The sequence below is a fragment of the Sphingobium chlorophenolicum genome (genome assembly GCF_000722875.1).
GTDB classification, from domain to species: Bacteria; Pseudomonadota; Alphaproteobacteria; order Sphingomonadales; family Sphingomonadaceae; genus Sphingobium; species Sphingobium chlorophenolicum.
In genome coordinates this window covers 73,457-89,683 of sequence record NZ_JFHR01000003.1, presented here as the reverse complement: position 1 = coordinate 89,683, position 16,227 = coordinate 73,457, and the positions used below count along the sequence as shown (strand labels likewise).

The window sequence follows — 16,227 nt, the reverse complement described above, 5'->3', positions numbered from 1 at the left end:
TATTGGTAGTTGAGAATGTGAAGGCCACGCGGACGTCTGCAAGTGGGTCACTCTGATGATCGACGTACGTCGGTGATGCTGACGCCTGCGTCAGCGCTCGCGAGGTCCGCGTCAGTCGTAAACAGCTCAGCATCTAGGTCCAAGGCAAGCGCCAGACAGGCCCGGTCACCAACCGATAGGCCTAGCGGCTTCGTCGCCGGCCGCAGGTCGCCGATGATCATCGCCTGAGAAGGCGACAACGGACGAACGTCTAGGTGCAGGCCGCCCAGGGCCTCGCGCACCTCCTCCAGTGATAGGCCGCGCTCGCGCAGTTTGGACACAACCTCGGCGAGGTTGGTCGTGCCCATCACGGAACGCGTCAATACTTCTACTACCCTGCCGGCGCCCGGCTCGTCATTGAGCAGGCAGAGCAGCGCTGACGCGTCGAGGACGACCTTGCTACTCACGCTCGGCCTCGCGGCGCCGATCGGCGATCAGTTCGTCAGCCAAGCCTGACCCTTCAGGTATGTGCTTGCGCAGGATGGCGCGGGCACGCTCGATGGCCCGCGTCACCGACCGTACCCGAAGCTCCCCGTTGTCGACGTCAACTAGAACGGTATCGCCTGTGCCAATTCCGAGTTGTCGCCGCATTGATGCCGGGATGACCAGCTTGCCACCATCTACGATTTTGACTCGCTGTGCTTCCATCTGCACCAACCTCGCTCGTCTGACCCGTTTAGCCGTCTACGTACCAGATAACCCGCGTAGCTGCCACAACCAGACGATCACCCTTGCCCGTAGAATATAGCGGCGATCACATCTGCACCGGACTCGTTCATCTCGGCCGTGAGTGGCTACGCAGAGCCGGCTTGCTTAGCTAGGCGCGACAGACTCGGTCCTTGCTTATCGGAGCCGGTGTCGGCAGAGGTGGCGCTTACGGGTGTACCGAACGGAGCCAGCATGACGAACCCGATCCGCGCTGCGCGCGTGTACCTGCGCGTAAGCACCGACGAGCAGGACCTGACCCGGCAGGAAGCAATTGTCACCGGTGCGCGCGCAGCAGGCTATTACGTCGCGGCGGTTTACCGCGAGAAGGCGTCGGGCGCGCGGCCTGATCGGCCAGAGCTCTTACGCATGGTTGCTGACCTGCAGCCGGGCGAGGTGGTGGTTGCGGAGAAGATCGACCGGATCAGCCGTCTGCCATTACCCGAAGCCGAACTGCTGGTGGCGACGATCCGGGCGAAGGGCGCGCGGCTAGCCGTGCCAGGCATCGTCGATCTGTCCGAGCTTGTCGCTGACAGCGCCGGTGTCGCGCGCATCGTGCTCGAAGCGGTGCAGGACATGCTGCTGCGCGTCGCGCTTCAGACCGCACGAGACGACTATGAGACCCGGCGCGAGCGCCAGCGAGAGGGCATCGAGCTCGCCAAGCGAGCAGGGCGGTACAACGGCCGTAAGCCGGATATCGCCTTGCACAGGCGCATTGTTGGGCTGCGGGAGACAGGGATGAGCATCGCGCGCACGGCCGAGCTGGCGGGATGCAGCATAGCGCAGGTGAAGCGCGTTACGGCGCTGCATCGGGCACGGACGGGCTCAGGAAAAGCTCATGCCGAGCCTCGGTCTGCGGAAACTGGCGGAGGTGATTTATCGGTGCGCTTTGAATCTGGGTGAGGTCGGCGTTGGATGCCACGCGATTCAAGCCGCTAACGAAAGCATGTTCCTTCCGGCATTCTTGGAACGGTACAGTGCCTGATCCGCTGCAATGAGCGCGCCTTCCAAATCACCGTCGTCCGGGATCGGAGCGAGACCGACACTTACGGTCGCGGCCACCTGCCTGCCATCCGGCAGGGCGAGCCGCTCGGCGGCGAACTGCAGTCTAATACGTTCGCACGCGGCGCGTGCCTCGGCCAGCCTCACATCTAAGTAGAGCACAGCGAACTCTTCCCCACCAAGGCGTGCGACTGCATCCGTGCCGCGGGTATTCGCTGTGAGCACAGAGGCGAAGGTTCGAAGTACATCATCGCCCGAGGCGTGACCGAACGTGTCGTTCACCGCCTTGAAGCGATCTATGTCGAAGAGGGCGAGGAACTGCTGCCCAGGTTTGCCTGCCTGCGCGAGCCGCTCCCTAGCGATCTCTAGGCCACGGCGATTTGGAAGACCGGTTAGCGCGTCTGTCGCAGCGGCGCGGGCGAGGTCGAGCTCGACCGCCTTGCGGCGCGAGACCTCCCGCACCACGTTCACGGTTCCGCTCGCCTGGCCATGCTCGTCCGAAATGGCGCAGGCATGGCTTTCGAACCATGCCATCTCTCCCGACGCCTTCATCGCCCGGAACTCGAAAATGATGGTCTGGTCCGGCGAAAGCATAGCGCGCCGGTGCGCGTCGACGATCTGCTCCACGTCCTCAGGAGAGACGATCTCACGCGCAAGTTTGCCGACTACTGCTTCGGGCGCAAAGCCGGCGATCTTCATCAGCGATGGAGATACGAAGCTGATCCGGCCGTCTGCAGTGACCGCCATGATGATGTCGCCACTGCGGTCGGTAATGATTTTGTGAAGGGCGGCTTGCTCCTGCACCTCCGAAAAAAGGATCTTCCGCCGCTTCAGCTCCGTCGCCGCGGGAAGCGCCATCAGCGTCGCGACGGCAAGGTAGAGTTCGATAAGCTGGATTCTGCCGCCCGCACTCAGCTCCGGCATCGCAACAGGTCCCAGCCCGCGAGCAGTGCATACCGAGCCGATGATCGTCAGCAATAGTAGCGCCAAGGCGGCGCCTAATCGGCCGAACCGGAAGACCATCAGCATCAACGGAAGCAGCGGCACGAACAGGAGCGGCAGCTGCGTCTGAGCGAAGACGAGCACCGCAACCGTGACGTGCAGCGTGGTTAGGGCCGCGAGCTCATAAAGCTCTCTCCGGCGCACTGCCTTGCTCCACGCCGTGACGTCCCCGCCGATTACCAGCTTGACGATCGGCATGACCGTCAGTGTGCCCAGCGAATGGGCGACGAACCAGTTGAACGCGTTGCGCCAAACAGGAAGGTCTGCGGCCCCATGCGCAAGAAGACCTGCCGGTAGCGCGGTCGCGGCCGGGACCGCGAGCCCAGCGACCAGGAGCAAAAGGCCGAGTTCGCGCAGGGACGTGAGGTGACGAGGCGTCGGCTCGACCCGCCGCATGAGCCAGGCGATCGCAGCCCCTTCCGCAACGCCGAGCAGGGCGAATGGAAGGGCCACCTGCAAGCCAAGTCCGTGGATGGTGGTCGCGAGGGCGCTTGCGATTGCACAGCCCACCAGCCTCAGCGTCCAGGAGCGCTCCGGACGATAACGGAGATCGACCGCCAGCAACGGCGTGGCGAACCATAGAAGGGCAACGCCGCCTCCCACGCGCGTGTAGGTGACAGCTACATAGGCTGCGATGAAATAGGCGATGGCGAGAAGTGACGCTTGCGCAAGCTCCTTCCTCAGTATTTGCAAGAGGGTCACGTTCGGCATGACGTGACCCCCGTTTTTTCCTCCAGGTGGAACTAGAAACCGGCCCATCGAAGGGATGGACGGAATGAAGCGGAAGCAGTTTTCGGACGAGCAGATCATCGGCATTCTGAAGGAGGCCGAGGCGGGCGCGGTGGTGACGGAGCTGTGCCGCAAGCACGGCATGTCGAGCGCGACCTACTACGCCTGGAAGGCCAAGTATGGCGGCCTGGAGGTGTCCGAGGCGAAGCGGCTACGAGCGCTGGAGGACGAGAACGGCAGGCTCAAGCGGCTGCTGGCCGACGCCATGCTGGACAATGCGGGGTTGAAAGACCTGCTGGCAAAAAAGTGGTGAGCGTGGCCGCCAAGCGGGAGGCGGTCGCGCGGTTGCAGGCTGGGTTCGGGATGAGCGAGCGGCGCGCCTGCGCCGTGATCGGGGCCGACCGGACGAGCATGCGCTACCGCTCGTGTCGCGAGGGCGACGAGGGCCTGCGGGCGCGGCTGCGCGATCTGGCCGGCCAGCGGCGCCGGTTCGGCTACCGGCGGTTGCACATCCTGCTGCGGCGCGATGGCGTGACCATCAACCGCAAGAAGACACAGCGGCTCTACCGTGAGGAGGGGCTGACGGTCAGGCGCAGGAAGGGACGAAGGCGCGCCGTGGGCGCGCGGGCGCCTGGGCCGGTGCTGGCGCTCCCCAACCAGCGCTGGAGCCTGGACTTCGTGCATGACCAGCTTGCCACCGGCCGGCGGTTCCGCGTGCTCAACATCGTCGACGACGTCACGCGCGAATGCCTGCGTGCGGTGGTGGACACCTCGATCTCCGGCAAGCGGGTCGTGCGCGAACTGGTCGACCTGGTCGCCGAGCGTGGTCGGCCAGGCATGATCGTCAGCGATAACGTCCTATGTCGGGAAGCAGCGGCGGGTTTTGGCCAGCAGATATCGATGCGCCGACAACCATCGGCGCGGCATGCAATCTGAGCCAGATGGCTCCCACCGTCAACGGGATCGCTCCCTGCCATAGCAAACGCAGGATCCAGCGGCGCCGGGGCGACCGTGGTCCTCACCATCCTTAAAACGAGATACGCACCCAGGTGGAAGGCCCGAACATTATCTACAGGGTCGCTCGAGGAGCGCCCTCACGGCACTTGCAGAGAGGGGTCCTTCCACCTGGCATCCGACCGTTCGAGGAACGGCCGGTACTCTGTTCCCGTCTTGATGACGGCGTGAGCCACGCGCGCCATCTTGGCGGTGAGCGCCGTCATCGCCTTGCGGCGACGGTCGGCATCGTCCGCGTGCCCGGCAATGTATCGTCCGAGCTTGTCGCGGAAGCTGTTGTCGCGCTGACGCGCGGCGACCTGGGCAGCCATCCAGAAGGTGCGGCGCAGGCGCGCGTTGCCGTATTTGGACAGCCTGGTGCGGCCGCGGAACGTGCCCGACTGGCAGGTCGCGAGATCGAGGCCGCAAAACTTCAGGAACTGGCGATGATGGTTGAAGCGGCGCAGATCACCGGCCTCGGCCAGGATGGTCAGCGCATTGATCGGACCGATGCCCGGAATGTTGCGCAGCAGCTGGTAGTCGACGTCATCGGCGAGCCGCGCATGAGCCAGCCGCTCGATCTCGTCGCGCTGGTGGATGAGGCTGCGGCCCTGTGCAATGACCATGCGGAACATGGTGACGGCGGCGGAGTCCTCCGGCACCGGCAGTGCCGTCGAGGCGAACGCCGTCTCGTAGATGTCGTTGATGAGGCGTGCCTTGGAGACCTTGCGGCCGATGAGCGGCCACGCCGCGGCCGAGAACGCCTCGCGGTCCAGTGCCGTGATGGTGGCCGGCGTCGGAAACCGCTCGATGAGCGCGAGAAACCAGTCGGACCGGCTGTTACCTGCGAAGCGGGCGATCTCGGGGAAGTACAGCGGCAGATAGTGGGTCAGGATCCGGTGCCAGGTCTGCGTCTTCATCCTGGAGATCGTCTCGTGGGTCTTCGAGAGTTCCTGCAGGTCATTGATGCCCGCGGCGAGCGGGTCCACATAGCGCTGCGTCGCACCGATCCGCAGCATGTGGAGGATGACCTGCGCGTCCTTGGGGTCGTTCTTGTCCCAGCCATTGTGCAACGCCTCGCGTGTTCGGGCGAGCGCGACCGACGAGATGAGGCGCAGCTCAAACCCCGCCGTCAGCAGCCGGTGCGCCAGCGTGCGATGGTAATTACCCGTCGCCTCGAACCCGACGATGATGGGACGACCGATGGCAGCGAGCTGCTCGACGAAGCCGTCATAGTCCTCCTTGGTCGCCATGACGGTCATCCGCCGGCGCCGGCCGCCTTCCGGTCGCTCGATAAGGACCTCCTGCCGGTTCTTGGACATATCGATGGCTACCAGCACGGCGCCGGCAGGCGTAGAGGTGAGCTTGGTCATGGTCGGTCGGCCTCCAAAGTGTTGTCTCGACAACCTCACTTTAGATACCTGCTGACCGACCATGGCTTGCCCTGATGAAGCCTGCGGCCGCTTCGCGGCCTTGCCTTCATCAGGGCCATAGCGGCCCCCGAACCAGCGCTTCCCAATGTGCTACGGCACCGAGCTGACCTCGAACGCGGTGCTGGTCTGGTCGGGCGAGGCAAAGGTCGAGTGGCACTACATCGCGCCGGGCCGCCCCATGCAGAACGGCTATGTCGAGAGCTTCAACGGCCGCATGCGCGACGAGTTGCTCAACGAGACCCTGTTCCTCAGCCTCGCCCATGCCCGCGCCGTGGTCCGGGCATGGGCCGACGACTACAACACCGAGCGGCCGCACTCGTCGCTCGGCTACGCCACCCCAGCGGCCTTCGCCGCCGAGATCGAGAAGCAACGGCCTGGACGCGTCCAGGCCGTTGCTTCGGGTGCGCCCGTGCACCACAACAATCGCCGGTCTCTGGTCCCGGCTGGATGAAAGCCGGGGGTCACGTCAGGCATGCGAGAGTGTTAGGATAAAGTGCTTAACGAATGTTAATCGCGCCTCGGGCGAAGACGTCGTCGCGCCAGTTTGTGCCTCATTGTCGACGCGAGGAAGTGTCTCTAACCAACAACCACGAGCGGCGTCTCGGTGCGCTCGAGCAGGTCGCCGGTGACCCCACCGAGCAGGATCTCGCGGATGCGGGAATGAGCGAACCCGCCGATCGCGATCAGATCGGCACCGATTTCTTGCGCATAGAGAGTCAGCGTCTCCGCCTCGCTCTTGTCGTCGTTGACGACCCAGTGCCCCTGAGCGTCGAAACCGTGCCGGAGCAGGTGTCGTTTGACTTCGGCGTGCGCCTCCTGCTCGCCCTCGCAAGCGTGCAGGGACGTGCCGACCGTCACGACATCGATCAGCGCGCCCGGGTCAGCCAACTGCACCAGCGTGTGCATGGCACGGGTTGCCTCAGGTCCGGCCTTCCACCCGAGCACTGCGCGACGGACAGGTTTGAGCGTCTGCTCTTCAGGCAGGATCAGCAGCGGGGTTCCGCTGGCCCGGATGAGCGTCTCTGCGACGCGTCTGCGCAGCCACGGGTTCGCCCAGGTCTCGCGCGCGCCGATCGCGATCAGGTCGGCCACCTGCCGCCTTCGTTTGAGATTGCCGGCAAGCCAGCCGATGTCGTCATGCAGGCCGAAGATCTCGGCCGATGACCCGGCGGCGGCGAGATGAGCGCGCACCCGTTCGACATTGGCCTGATCGTCGCCCATCAACACCCACTCAGGAACGTATAGCGTTCCGAACGGCGCGGTCCCTGGCGAGGCTGTCGGAGCGGGCGTGAGCGCGGCGACCTCCAGCGTCGCTTCACGAGCCGCCGCGAGCTCGGCAACCGTCTTCAGGAAGGTTTGTGCGTGATCGCCGTCATCGACGATGGCCAAGATGTCCTTGATCATCGGCTTTCTCCCCAGGTCAGGCGGCGGTCGCCAGGTCGGTCTCTTGCAGCGGTGCCGCCTGGGCATTGATGTCCAGCACCACGCGTCCTTCGATCGACCCTGTCCGCATGCGATCGAAAACGTCGTTGATGCGCTCCAACGGCGCTGTTTCGACCGTCGCGCGGACCTTGCCGAGTGCAGCGAAGTCGAGCGCTTCCTGCAGGTCGAGGCGGGTTCCCACGATGGAGCCGCGCACGGTGATGCCGTTCAGCACCGTGTCGAAGATCGACAGCGGGAAGTCGCCCGGTGGCAGGCCGGTCAGCGACATGGTCCCGCCCCGACGCACCATCCCAAGCCCCTGTGCGAAGGCGGTGGTAGAGACCGCGGTTACGAGCACGCCATGCGCGCCGCCGATCGCCCGCTTGACGAAGGCGACCGGGTCGCTGGTAGCCGCGTTCACGGTCAGCGCGGCCCCGAGCCGTTCGGCCAGCCGCAGCTTGGCATCGTCCACATCGACCGCGATCACGTGCAGGCCCATCGCGACCGCATATTGGACCGCCATATGGCCCAGGCCGCCGATGCCGGACACGACCATCCAGTCCCCCGGCTTGGTGTCGGTGACCTTCAGTCCCTTGTAGACCGTGACGCCGGCGCATAGCACCGGCGCAATCTCGGCGAAGCTCACCCGATCGGGGAGGTGCCCGACATAGCCGGCATCGGCGACCACGTAGTCGGCGAAGCTGCCGTTGACCGAGTAGCCGGTGTTCTGCTGGCTCTCGCACAGCGTTTCCCAGCCGCCCAGGCAATGCGGGCAGTGGCCGCATGCGGAGTACAGCCAGGGCACGCCGACGCGATCGCCCTCCTTGACGTGGATGACGCCGGACCCGGTGCCGACGACGGTTCCGACACCCTCGTGACCCGGGATGAACGGCGGCGCCGGCTTGACCGGCCAATCGCCATCGGCAGCGTGGAGATCGGTGTGACAGACTCCGCAGGCCGCGACCTGCACCAGAATCTGCCCGGGGCCGGGGCGGGGGACGGCCACTTCCTCAATCACCAGCGGCTCGCCGAATCCGCGCACGACCGCGGCCCTCATCGTCTTGTCCATCGTCGATCTCCGTTGTGCGCGAAGTATCTCGCCCAAACAGAGATGGCGCGGCATTGGGGATGTTACGGAGGCGGCGAACCGGCTGACCCGCCCCTTGGTCGCCGATCTCAGGCGCGGGTCCGTCGTACGATCACCAAGGCGACGAGGCACAGGCCGGCAAGTCCGAACCAGGTCAGCGCATAGACGAGGTGATTGTTCTGGAAGCGGATGACGGTAAGCCCGGCGCGCGGCCAAGCGTGCTTCGGCCGGGCATCGGCGTCGGCATCGATAAAGTATGGCGCCACGCGAACGAGCTGGCGCGCAGCCGCGATCGCCTGGACATCGCGGGAGAACCAGCGATCTGCCACGGGATCATTGCGGCGGAGAAAGGCACCACCAGGCTCCGACGTCCTGAGCAGACCCGTGACGGTCGCGTGCGCCGGGAGGTTGCGAGCCCGGGTGGCCTGCACCGCACGCTCCGGGGGGACATAGCCCCGGTTGACGAGCACGACGAAGCCGGTGTCGGTGCCTAGCGGCGTGAGCACCCAGAAGCCCGTGCCCAGGTCCGTCACCGCCCGCACCAGCGTCTCGCGGTCGTGGAGGAAGCGACCGCGCGCGACGACGTGCAGATAGGCGTGGCGCTCACGTTCGATCGATGGCCAAACGGCCGGAGGCGGCGCAGACACGGGCGATGCCTGCACGCGCGCGTCCACCGCTTCGATCAGCGCCAGCTTCCAGCTTCGGCGCTCGACCTGCCAGATGCCGAGCGCGCTGAAGAGGACGATACCGAACACGGCCAGGACCGTGAGGGCGGTGCGCTTGCGCCTACCCGGACGCGACCGCCCCATCACCAATCTCGCTTCAGCGAACCGGGCCGGTCATGCCGCCGGGCATCGGCATCATGTTGGTGTTAAGGTGGAACATGACCCACACCGACCCACCGATCGTCAGCACCACGATGACCGCGGTGAACAGGAACGCCAGCAGCGTCCAACCGCCCTCGGAGCGGGTGTCCAGGTGCAGGAAGCAGACGACATGGACGACGATCTGCACCAGCGCGAGCGCGAAGATCACCGCGGCGGTCCAGCCCGGCGCGGGCCCCTGCTGCGACATGACAAGCCAGAAGGGCACGACCGTGAGGATGATCGCCAGCAGCGAGCCGATCCGGTGGCCGCGGCGGCTGCCGTGACCCATCGTGTCGCCGTGCGCGTGGAGCGCGTGATCGTAGGGTTCGGTGCTCAACGGATCACTCCATACAGGTACACGAAGGTGAAAACGCCGATCCAGATGATGTCCAGGAAGTGCCAGAACATCGACAGGCAGATCAGCCGCCGCTTCATCGGCAGCGACAGGCCGTGCTGCCCGAGCTGGATCAGCATGACTGTGAGCCAGATCAGGCCTACCGCGACGTGGGCGCCGTGCGTGCCCACCAGCGTGAAGAAGGCCGATAGGAAGGCGCTGCGCTGCGGGCTCGCGCCTTCGGCGATCAGCTGCCCGAACTCGTAAAGCTCGATGCCGAGGAAGGCGAGGCCGAGCAGCCCCGTGATCGCCAGCCACGCCCGGGTCTGCCCGACCCGGCCGGCCTCCATGTGCGGCATGGCTTCGCCGAAGGTGATGGAGGAGGCAAGCAGCAGCGCGGTGTTGAGCGCGACGAGCTTAAGGTCGAAGATCTCGCGCGGGATCGGACCGCCGGCATAGCTGGTGCTCACCACGCCGAACATCGCGAACAGCGAGGCGAAGATGAGCGCATCGCTCATCAGGTAGATCCAGAAGCCCAGGATCGTGGCGCCGCCTCCGCCGTGATCATGGTCCTCCTGCTCGGCAAGGTGCCAGGTCGGGCTGGCCGCGCGAGGGTCGAGTGCGTGGTCCGTCATGTCAGGCTCCGGCGCCGAGCAGCAGCTGCTGCCGCTGGCTTTCTGTGCGGGACACCTCGTCCGCGGGGATGAAGTAATCGCGATTGAGATTGAAGGTGTGGCCGATGGCGACCGCCAGCAGGCCGGCGAAGCTGAGCGCGGCGAGCCACCACATGTACCAGACCATGCCGAAGCCGAGCGCCAGAGCGAGGCCGGAGAGGATGACGCCCGTGCCAGTGTTGCGCGGCATGTGGACCGGCCGGAAGCCGTCACGGGGCCGCTCGTACCCGCGTGCCTTCATGTCGTGCCAGGCGTCGAGCGCGTGGACCACCGGCGTGATCGCGAAGTTGTAGGCCGGCGGAGGCGAGCTGGTCGACCATTCCAACGTCCGGCCGTTCCACGGATCGCCGGTCGTGTCGCGGAGCTGCTCGCGCTTCAGGAACCCGACGAGGATGCTCATGACGAAGCCGAGGATGCCGACCAGGATGATGAGCGCGCCGATCGCCGCGATCACGAAGTAGGGCTGGATACTGGGGTCGTCGAAGTGGTTGACCCGGCGCGGCTCGCCCATCAGGCCGACAATGTAGATCGGCGTCCAGGCGACCCAGTAACCGATCACCCAGCCCCAGAAGGCGACCTTGCCCCAGAACTCGTCGAGCTTGAAGCCGAACGCCTTGGGGAACCAGTACACCATCGCCGCGAACAGGCCGAATACCACGCCGCCGATGATCGTGTTGTGGAAGTGCGCGACCAGGAACAGCGAGTTGTGGAAGACGAAGTCGGCGGGCGGGATCGCCAGCAGCACGCCGGTCATGCCGCCGACGACGAAGGTCAGCATGAAGGCGACCACCCACATCATCGGCAGCTCGAAGCGGACGTCTCCCTTGTACATGGTGAACAGCCAGTTGAAGACCTTGGCGCCCGTCGGGATCGAGATCACCATGGTGGCGATCCCGAAGAAGCTGTTGACGCTGGGGCCCGCGCCCATGGTGAAGAAGTGGTGCAGCCAGACCAGGTACGACAGGATGGTGATGACCACCGTGGCATAGACCATTGACGAGTAGCCGAAGAGCGGCTTGCCCGAGAAGGTGGAGGTGATCTCGGAATACATGCCGAACGCCGGCAGGATCAGAACGTATACCTCCGGGTGGCCCCAGATCCAAACCATGTTCCAATACATCATCGGCGCGCCGCCAAGGTCGTTGGTGAAGAACGCGGTGCCGATGTAGCGATCGAGCATCAGCAGGAAGAAGGCGGCGGTGAGCGCCGGGAAGATCGCGATCGCCAGCACGTTGGAGCAGAGCGCGGTCCAGACGAACACCGGCATTTTCATCATGGTCATGCCCGGCGCGCGCATCTTCACGACGGTGGCGACCATGTTGATGGCGCTGAGCGTCGTTCCGACGCCCGCGATCTGGAGCGCCCAGAGATAGTAGTCGACGCCGGTATCGGGACTGTACTGCAGCCCGGCGAGCGGCGCATAGGACAGCCAGCCGGTGCGCGCGAACTCGCCAACGAACAGCGAGATCATCACCAGCACCGCGCCCGCGACCGTGAGCCAGAAGCTAAGATTGTTGAGGAACGGGAAGGCCACGTCGCGCGCGCCGATCTGGAGCGGCATGACGTAGTTGATGATGCCCACCACTAGCGGGATCGCCACGAAGAAGATCATGATCGTTCCGTGCGCGGTGAAGATCTGATCATAATGGTGCGGCGGGAGGTATCCCTCGTTCGCGCCGAACGCGATCGCCTGCTGCGCGCGCATCATCAGCGCGTCGGCGAAGCCACGCAGCAGCATGACGATGCCTAGGATGATGTACATGATGCCGACCTTCTTGTGGTCGACGCTCGTGAACCATTCGGACCAGAGATAGCCCCACAGGCGATAGCGCGTGACCACACCGACGATGCCGAGCCCCAGCAGCGACACGACGATGAAGGTGCCGAACAGAATGGGCTCGTGAATCGGGAACGATTCAAACGTCAGCCGGCCGAAAATAGTCTTGAGGATGGAGTCGCTCATCGTGGTTCCGATCGCGCGGGGGTCAGGCCCGCACGGCGCCAGCGGCGCCGCGGAGGAAGGAGGGAAGGGCGGAAAGGTCGCGGTTGCGCTGGTCGCCCGGCTTCAGCTGGCCTGGAGCCTTCCCGGGCTTCGCCGGCTTGGTGACATTCGGGCCTGAGCCCTTGTCTTCGGGCGCCTTCTGGAGCGCGGGCGTGGGCTTTTCACCCATGATCGGCGCGGCGCCGCGGCCGGGCGGCATGCCGGCGCCCATGCGGTGATCGTGCGGGTTGCCGCCGGCACGCGCCATGTCGCGCGTCATCACGTCCATCATGCACGGCTTGCCTGCCTCGACGCAGCGGTTGACGATGCGATCGAACAGCTGCGGCTGCACGGCGGCGAAGCGCATCACCGGCACCTTCTCGCTCGGCTTCGCCAAGGCGACGAAACGCTCCGTGGGAAGCGAGCCGCCTTGCGCCTTCACTCCGGCCACCCAACGTGCGAAGTCTGCCGGCGACTGCCCGTGCATCTTGAAGCGCATGTTGGAGTAACCTGCGCCGGAATAGTTGGCGGAGTAGCCCTCGCTCGTTCCCGGCTTGTTCAGGACCGCATTCAGCTCGGAGCGCATGCCCGGCATGGCGTAAATCATGCCTGCCAGCGTCGGCACGTAGAAAGTGTTGAACTGATCGTTGGAGGTGATGGAGAAGCGCACCGGCACGTCCACCGGCAGAGCCAGCTCGTTCACCGTGGCGATGCCCTGCTCGGGATAGATGAACAACCACTTCCAATCGAGCGCGACAGCCTGGATCTCGAGCGGCTTGGTGCCGGCGGGCACCGGGCGGCCCGGCGAGATCCGCTCCAGCGGCCGGAAGGGATCGAGCAGGTGCGTGCTGGTCCAGGTCACGGCGCTCAGCGCAATGATGATCAGCAGCGGGCACGACCAGATCACCAGCTCCAGCGTGGTGGAGTGGGTGAAGCTCGGATCGTAGGTCTTGTTCGCGTTGCCGCGGCGGTACTTGCGCGCGAACACCACGGTCAGCACCATGACCGGCACGATGATGAGCAGCATGACGCCTGTAGAGAACAGGATCAGGTCGCGCTGCTGGACCGCGATGTCGCCGGTGGGGTTCATGACCACCATGTCGCAGCCGCCGAGCAGTGCCGGCAGCGCCAGCATCGCCAGACGCTGTGGCAGGCGCAGAGCGCGTCGCATGAGGTTGGATCCTGTCTTGAGCATGCCCGTCCGCTAACCGGCACGCCGCCCTCTCGACTTTGACAAAAGTCAAAGGTTCGCCGGTCGCCCGAGATTACGAGAAGACGTCAGATTGAAGGACTTGGAAGCATGGTAGCCAGCACCCTGGGCCCGGCGAACTCGACGGCACTTGAGCGAGACGCCAGCCTCATCAATGCCGAACGGCACGACGTTCGCCCGGGCGACATCGCCGTCGGCGTCATCATCGGCCGCTCGACCGAGTTCTTCGACTTCTTCGTCTACGCGATCGCGTCGGTGCTGGTGTTCCCAAGCCTGATCTTCCCCGACGTGAGCCCGGTGACGGGAACGCTCTACTCCTTCGCGATCTTCGCGCTGGCCTTTGTCGCGCGCCCGTTCGGCGCGATGGCGTTCCTGTGGCTGGATCGGAGGCACGGGCGAGGGGTCAAGCTGACGGTGGCCATGTTCCTGCTGGGCGGCTCGACCGCGGCCATGGCGTTCCTGCCTGGCCATGCGCAGGTCGGCTGGATCGCTGCGGCCCTGCTCGCGCTCTTCCGGATCGGGCAGGGGATCGCGCAGGGCGGCACATGGGACGGGCTGCCGGCGCTCCTGTCGCTGAACGCACCGGCCAACCGCCGCGGCTGGTTCGCCATGATCCCGCAGCTCGGCGCACCGATCGGCCTGTTCGTGGCCGCGGCCGTGTTCGCGTTCCTGCTCAACACGTTGAAGATGAGCGACTTCCTCGACTGGGGCTGGCGCTATCCCTTCTTCGTCGCCTTTGTTATCAACGTGGTCGCGCTGTTCGCCCGGCTTCGGCTCATCTCGACGCCCGAGTTCCAGGAGCTGTTCGAAAGCCGAGAGCTGCAGCCCTCGCCCGTTACCCAGATGTTCCGGGAGGAGGGGCGCACCGTGGTGCTCGGCGCCTTCGCCGCGCTCGCCAGCTTTGCGCTATTTCACCTCGTCACCGTCTTCCCGCTCTCCTGGGTGGTGCTGAATGGGGGCAGCGCTATCCGCTTCCTGACCATCGAAATGGTGGGTGCAGCCGTCGGACTCCTTGCGGTCACGGCTTCAGGGGCCATCGCCGACCGGATCGGCCGGCGGGTGCTGCTGGGCGTGTCGGCGGCGATGATCGGCGCGTACAGCGGGTTCGCACCGCAGCTCCTTGATCGCGGGCCGGCGGGCGAGTGGACCTACATGATCCTCGGTTTCGTCCTGCTCGGGCTGTCGTTCGGGCAATCGTCCGGCGCGACCAACGGCAGCTTCTCGCCCCGGCATCGCTACACGGGTGCAGGTACCACCGCGACGGCGGCCTGGTTCGTCGGTGCCGCCTTTGCACCGTTGGCGGCGCTGTTCCTCGCCAGCCGCTTCGGGCTGATCGCCGTGGGGGCGTACCTGCTGTCGGGCGCCGCCTGCACGCTGGGCGCGCTCGCGCTGAACCGTGACTGGGGCCGCAAGGCCGCCTGAGCCGGCCACCGCTACTGGAGTGAAGCCATGATGTTCCGTCACCTCGTTGTGCTCGCCAACCCGACGCCTGAAGGGTTCGACCACGCCATCGTCGATGCCTATCGGGAGGCGGTTGCAGCCAACCACCATAGCGTCGAGGTCCGCGATCTCTATGCATTGGGGTTCGACCCGGTGCTGCGCACCAGCGAGCGTCCGACTGAACCCGGCTGGTCGCCTGCAGCGGACGTCGCAGCCGAACTAGCCCATCTGGAGCGCTGCGACATTGTCGTCTTCGTCTACCCGATCTGGTTCGGCCTGCCGCCGGCCATGCTGAAGGGCTATGTCGAGCGTGTACTGGGGGCGGGCTACACCTTCCGCGATCTGCAGGCTGCTTCCGGGCAGTCGGTGGTCGCAGGAAAGCCACTTCTGTCGTTCAGCACGTCAGGCGCCTCGCTCCCCTGGCTCAACGAGCAGGGGCAGGTACTGTCGTTGAAAGAGGTGTTTGACGTCTATCTCTGGCGTGGACTGGGTATGGGACAGGCCGAGCACATTCGAATCGACTCCGTCGTGCCTGACATGGATGCCTCTTACGCCGGGGAGCAGTTGGAGCGGGTGCGCCAGGCCGCGGACAAGGCGTGCGCGATGCTCGCTGACGGTCGGTACCGCGCGCAGGCTCAGGCGGCGCTGCAGCGGCGTTCGCAAGAGGATAGCAGCCGGACGCAGTGACCAGAAAGCTGGAGGCTTTGCCGTGGAACAGCCTTTCTCGCAGGTGCTGCCCTTCGTGCGCAGGTCCAAGGTCATCGACGAGGTCGATGTTGGAGCTCTTTTGTCGGATCATGCCGACATCAGAGAAATGTGCGACCGGGTGGAAGCGCTCGCCGATCGCCTCCTGGAGGCACCGGACCATGACGAGCGTAGTGCGATCGCCGACCTGATCCAAAGCCGCTTCAGAAAGCATGTCGAGATCACCAGCAGGTTTCTCGACCGCGTGTTCGCGGGCGAACAGCTCCGCGTCGGGGCGGGTATGTTGCGACGCATCCTTCTTGAGCAGGTCGCGATCGGCATGCACGCGGAGGATGTCGGCGAGATGCTCCGAGAGAAGGGTGTCGACGACTCGCGAACGGACATGCTCAGCTACATGCTTCGCTGCCTGTTCGATGGTTGCCGGCGCTTGCTGGACTATGAAGAGCTGGCGTTCCTGTATCTGGGCGCTCGCCGATACACGCCGGGCGCAAGAATGACGCTGGAACAGGCGCTCGACGGAGCGTCCCACTAGGTTGCTGCCGCGAGCGCCGGCCGATGGAGGGCTCGCGGCCAATCACCATTTGTGGGCCAGGCCCCAATCAGGG

General features: G+C 65.4%; 14 protein-coding genes and 3 pseudogenes. 6 read left to right on the top strand and 11 right to left on the bottom strand.

Annotated features, from left to right (window positions below):
• Positions 1-47: 47 nt before the first annotated feature.
• On the bottom strand, positions 48-446 hold the full coding sequence (locus BV95_RS03110; RefSeq protein ID WP_037447250.1) for a type II toxin-antitoxin system VapC family toxin: 399 nt from the start codon (positions 444-446) through the stop codon (positions 48-50).
• Positions 439-687 (bottom strand): AbrB/MazE/SpoVT family DNA-binding domain-containing protein, encoded by a 249-nt coding sequence (locus tag BV95_RS03105; protein WP_037447248.1) that lies wholly within the window; start codon positions 685-687, stop codon positions 439-441. The genes BV95_RS03110 and BV95_RS03105 overlap by 8 nt, the downstream gene beginning before the upstream one ends.
• Before the next feature lie 252 nt (positions 688-939).
• Here BV95_RS03105 and BV95_RS03100 point away from each other — a divergent pair, with 252 nt between their 5' ends.
• Positions 940-1,647 (top strand): recombinase family protein, encoded by a 708-nt coding sequence (locus BV95_RS03100; RefSeq protein WP_209308654.1) that lies wholly within the window; start codon positions 940-942, stop codon positions 1,645-1,647.
• 24 nt (positions 1,648-1,671) lie between these two features.
• On the opposite strand, the gene BV95_RS03095 is transcribed toward BV95_RS03100, so the two are convergent.
• The gene (locus tag BV95_RS03095; protein ID WP_037447245.1) at positions 1,672-3,459 is read right to left on the bottom strand and encodes a sensor domain-containing diguanylate cyclase; all 1,788 of its coding nucleotides are present in this window, start codon (positions 3,457-3,459) and stop codon (positions 1,672-1,674) included.
• A 64-nt stretch (positions 3,460-3,523) separates the two neighbouring features.
• On the opposite strand from BV95_RS03095, the pseudogene BV95_RS22935 reads away from it, so the two are divergent.
• Positions 3,524-4,332 (top strand): annotated as a pseudogene (locus BV95_RS22935) (IS3 family transposase); the annotation flags it as partial.
• 214 nt (positions 4,333-4,546) lie between these two features.
• Here the strand turns inward: BV95_RS22935 and BV95_RS03080 are convergent.
• Positions 4,547-5,843: pseudogene (locus tag BV95_RS03080) on the bottom strand (IS110 family RNA-guided transposase).
• A 154-nt stretch (positions 5,844-5,997) separates the two neighbouring features.
• Here BV95_RS03080 and BV95_RS03075 point away from each other — a divergent pair.
• Positions 5,998-6,354, top strand: a pseudogene (locus BV95_RS03075) (integrase core domain-containing protein); the annotation flags it as partial.
• Positions 6,355-6,479: 125 nt separating this feature from the next.
• Here BV95_RS03075 and BV95_RS03070 read toward each other — a convergent pair.
• The 7 genes from BV95_RS03070 to cyoA all read right to left on the bottom strand — a co-directional run bounded on the left by BV95_RS03070 (position 6,480) and on the right by cyoA (position 13,438).
• Complete coding sequence (locus tag BV95_RS03070; RefSeq protein ID WP_037447240.1) at positions 6,480-7,307, bottom strand: universal stress protein; 828 nt, start codon at positions 7,305-7,307, stop codon at positions 6,480-6,482.
• A 16-nt stretch (positions 7,308-7,323) separates the two neighbouring features.
• Complete coding sequence (gene adhP / locus BV95_RS03065) at positions 7,324-8,394, bottom strand: alcohol dehydrogenase AdhP (protein WP_037447237.1); 1,071 nt, start codon at positions 8,392-8,394, stop codon at positions 7,324-7,326.
• A 107-nt stretch (positions 8,395-8,501) separates the two neighbouring features.
• Positions 8,502-9,167 (bottom strand): SURF1 family protein, encoded by a 666-nt coding sequence (locus BV95_RS03060; protein WP_322788196.1) that lies wholly within the window; start codon positions 9,165-9,167, stop codon positions 8,502-8,504.
• Between the two features lie 67 nt (positions 9,168-9,234).
• A complete protein-coding gene (gene cyoD / locus BV95_RS03055; protein ID WP_037447234.1) occupies positions 9,235-9,615 on the bottom strand; it encodes a cytochrome o ubiquinol oxidase subunit IV in 381 nt (126 codons plus the stop codon).
• Positions 9,612-10,247, bottom strand: a complete 636-nt coding sequence (gene cyoC, locus BV95_RS03050) for a cytochrome o ubiquinol oxidase subunit III (RefSeq protein ID WP_037447231.1) — start codon at positions 10,245-10,247, stop codon at positions 9,612-9,614. The genes cyoD and cyoC overlap by 4 nt, the downstream gene beginning before the upstream one ends.
• A gap of 1 nt (position 10,248) precedes the next feature.
• Positions 10,249-12,249, bottom strand: a complete 2,001-nt coding sequence (gene cyoB / locus BV95_RS03045; protein ID WP_037447228.1) for a cytochrome o ubiquinol oxidase subunit I — start codon at positions 12,247-12,249, stop codon at positions 10,249-10,251.
• Positions 12,250-12,271: 22 nt separating this feature from the next.
• Complete coding sequence (gene cyoA, locus BV95_RS03040; protein ID WP_037447463.1) at positions 12,272-13,438, bottom strand: ubiquinol oxidase subunit II; 1,167 nt, start codon at positions 13,436-13,438, stop codon at positions 12,272-12,274.
• Positions 13,439-13,567: 129 nt separating this feature from the next.
• On the opposite strand from cyoA, the gene BV95_RS03035 reads away from it, so the two are divergent.
• Genes BV95_RS03035 through BV95_RS03025 form a run of 3 tightly spaced genes read left to right on the top strand, consistent with a single transcriptional unit; the run spans position 13,568 to position 16,154 of the window.
• Entirely contained in the window at positions 13,568-14,899 is a 1,332-nt protein-coding gene (locus tag BV95_RS03035) for an MFS transporter (protein ID WP_037447225.1), read from the top strand.
• A gap of 27 nt (positions 14,900-14,926) precedes the next feature.
• Complete coding sequence (locus BV95_RS03030) at positions 14,927-15,604, top strand: NAD(P)H-dependent oxidoreductase (RefSeq protein WP_051749601.1); 678 nt, start codon at positions 14,927-14,929, stop codon at positions 15,602-15,604.
• Positions 15,605-15,626: 22 nt separating this feature from the next.
• Positions 15,627-16,154 (top strand): hypothetical protein, encoded by a 528-nt coding sequence (locus BV95_RS03025; RefSeq protein ID WP_037447224.1) that lies wholly within the window; start codon positions 15,627-15,629, stop codon positions 16,152-16,154.
• Positions 16,155-16,227: the final 73 nt, after the last annotated feature.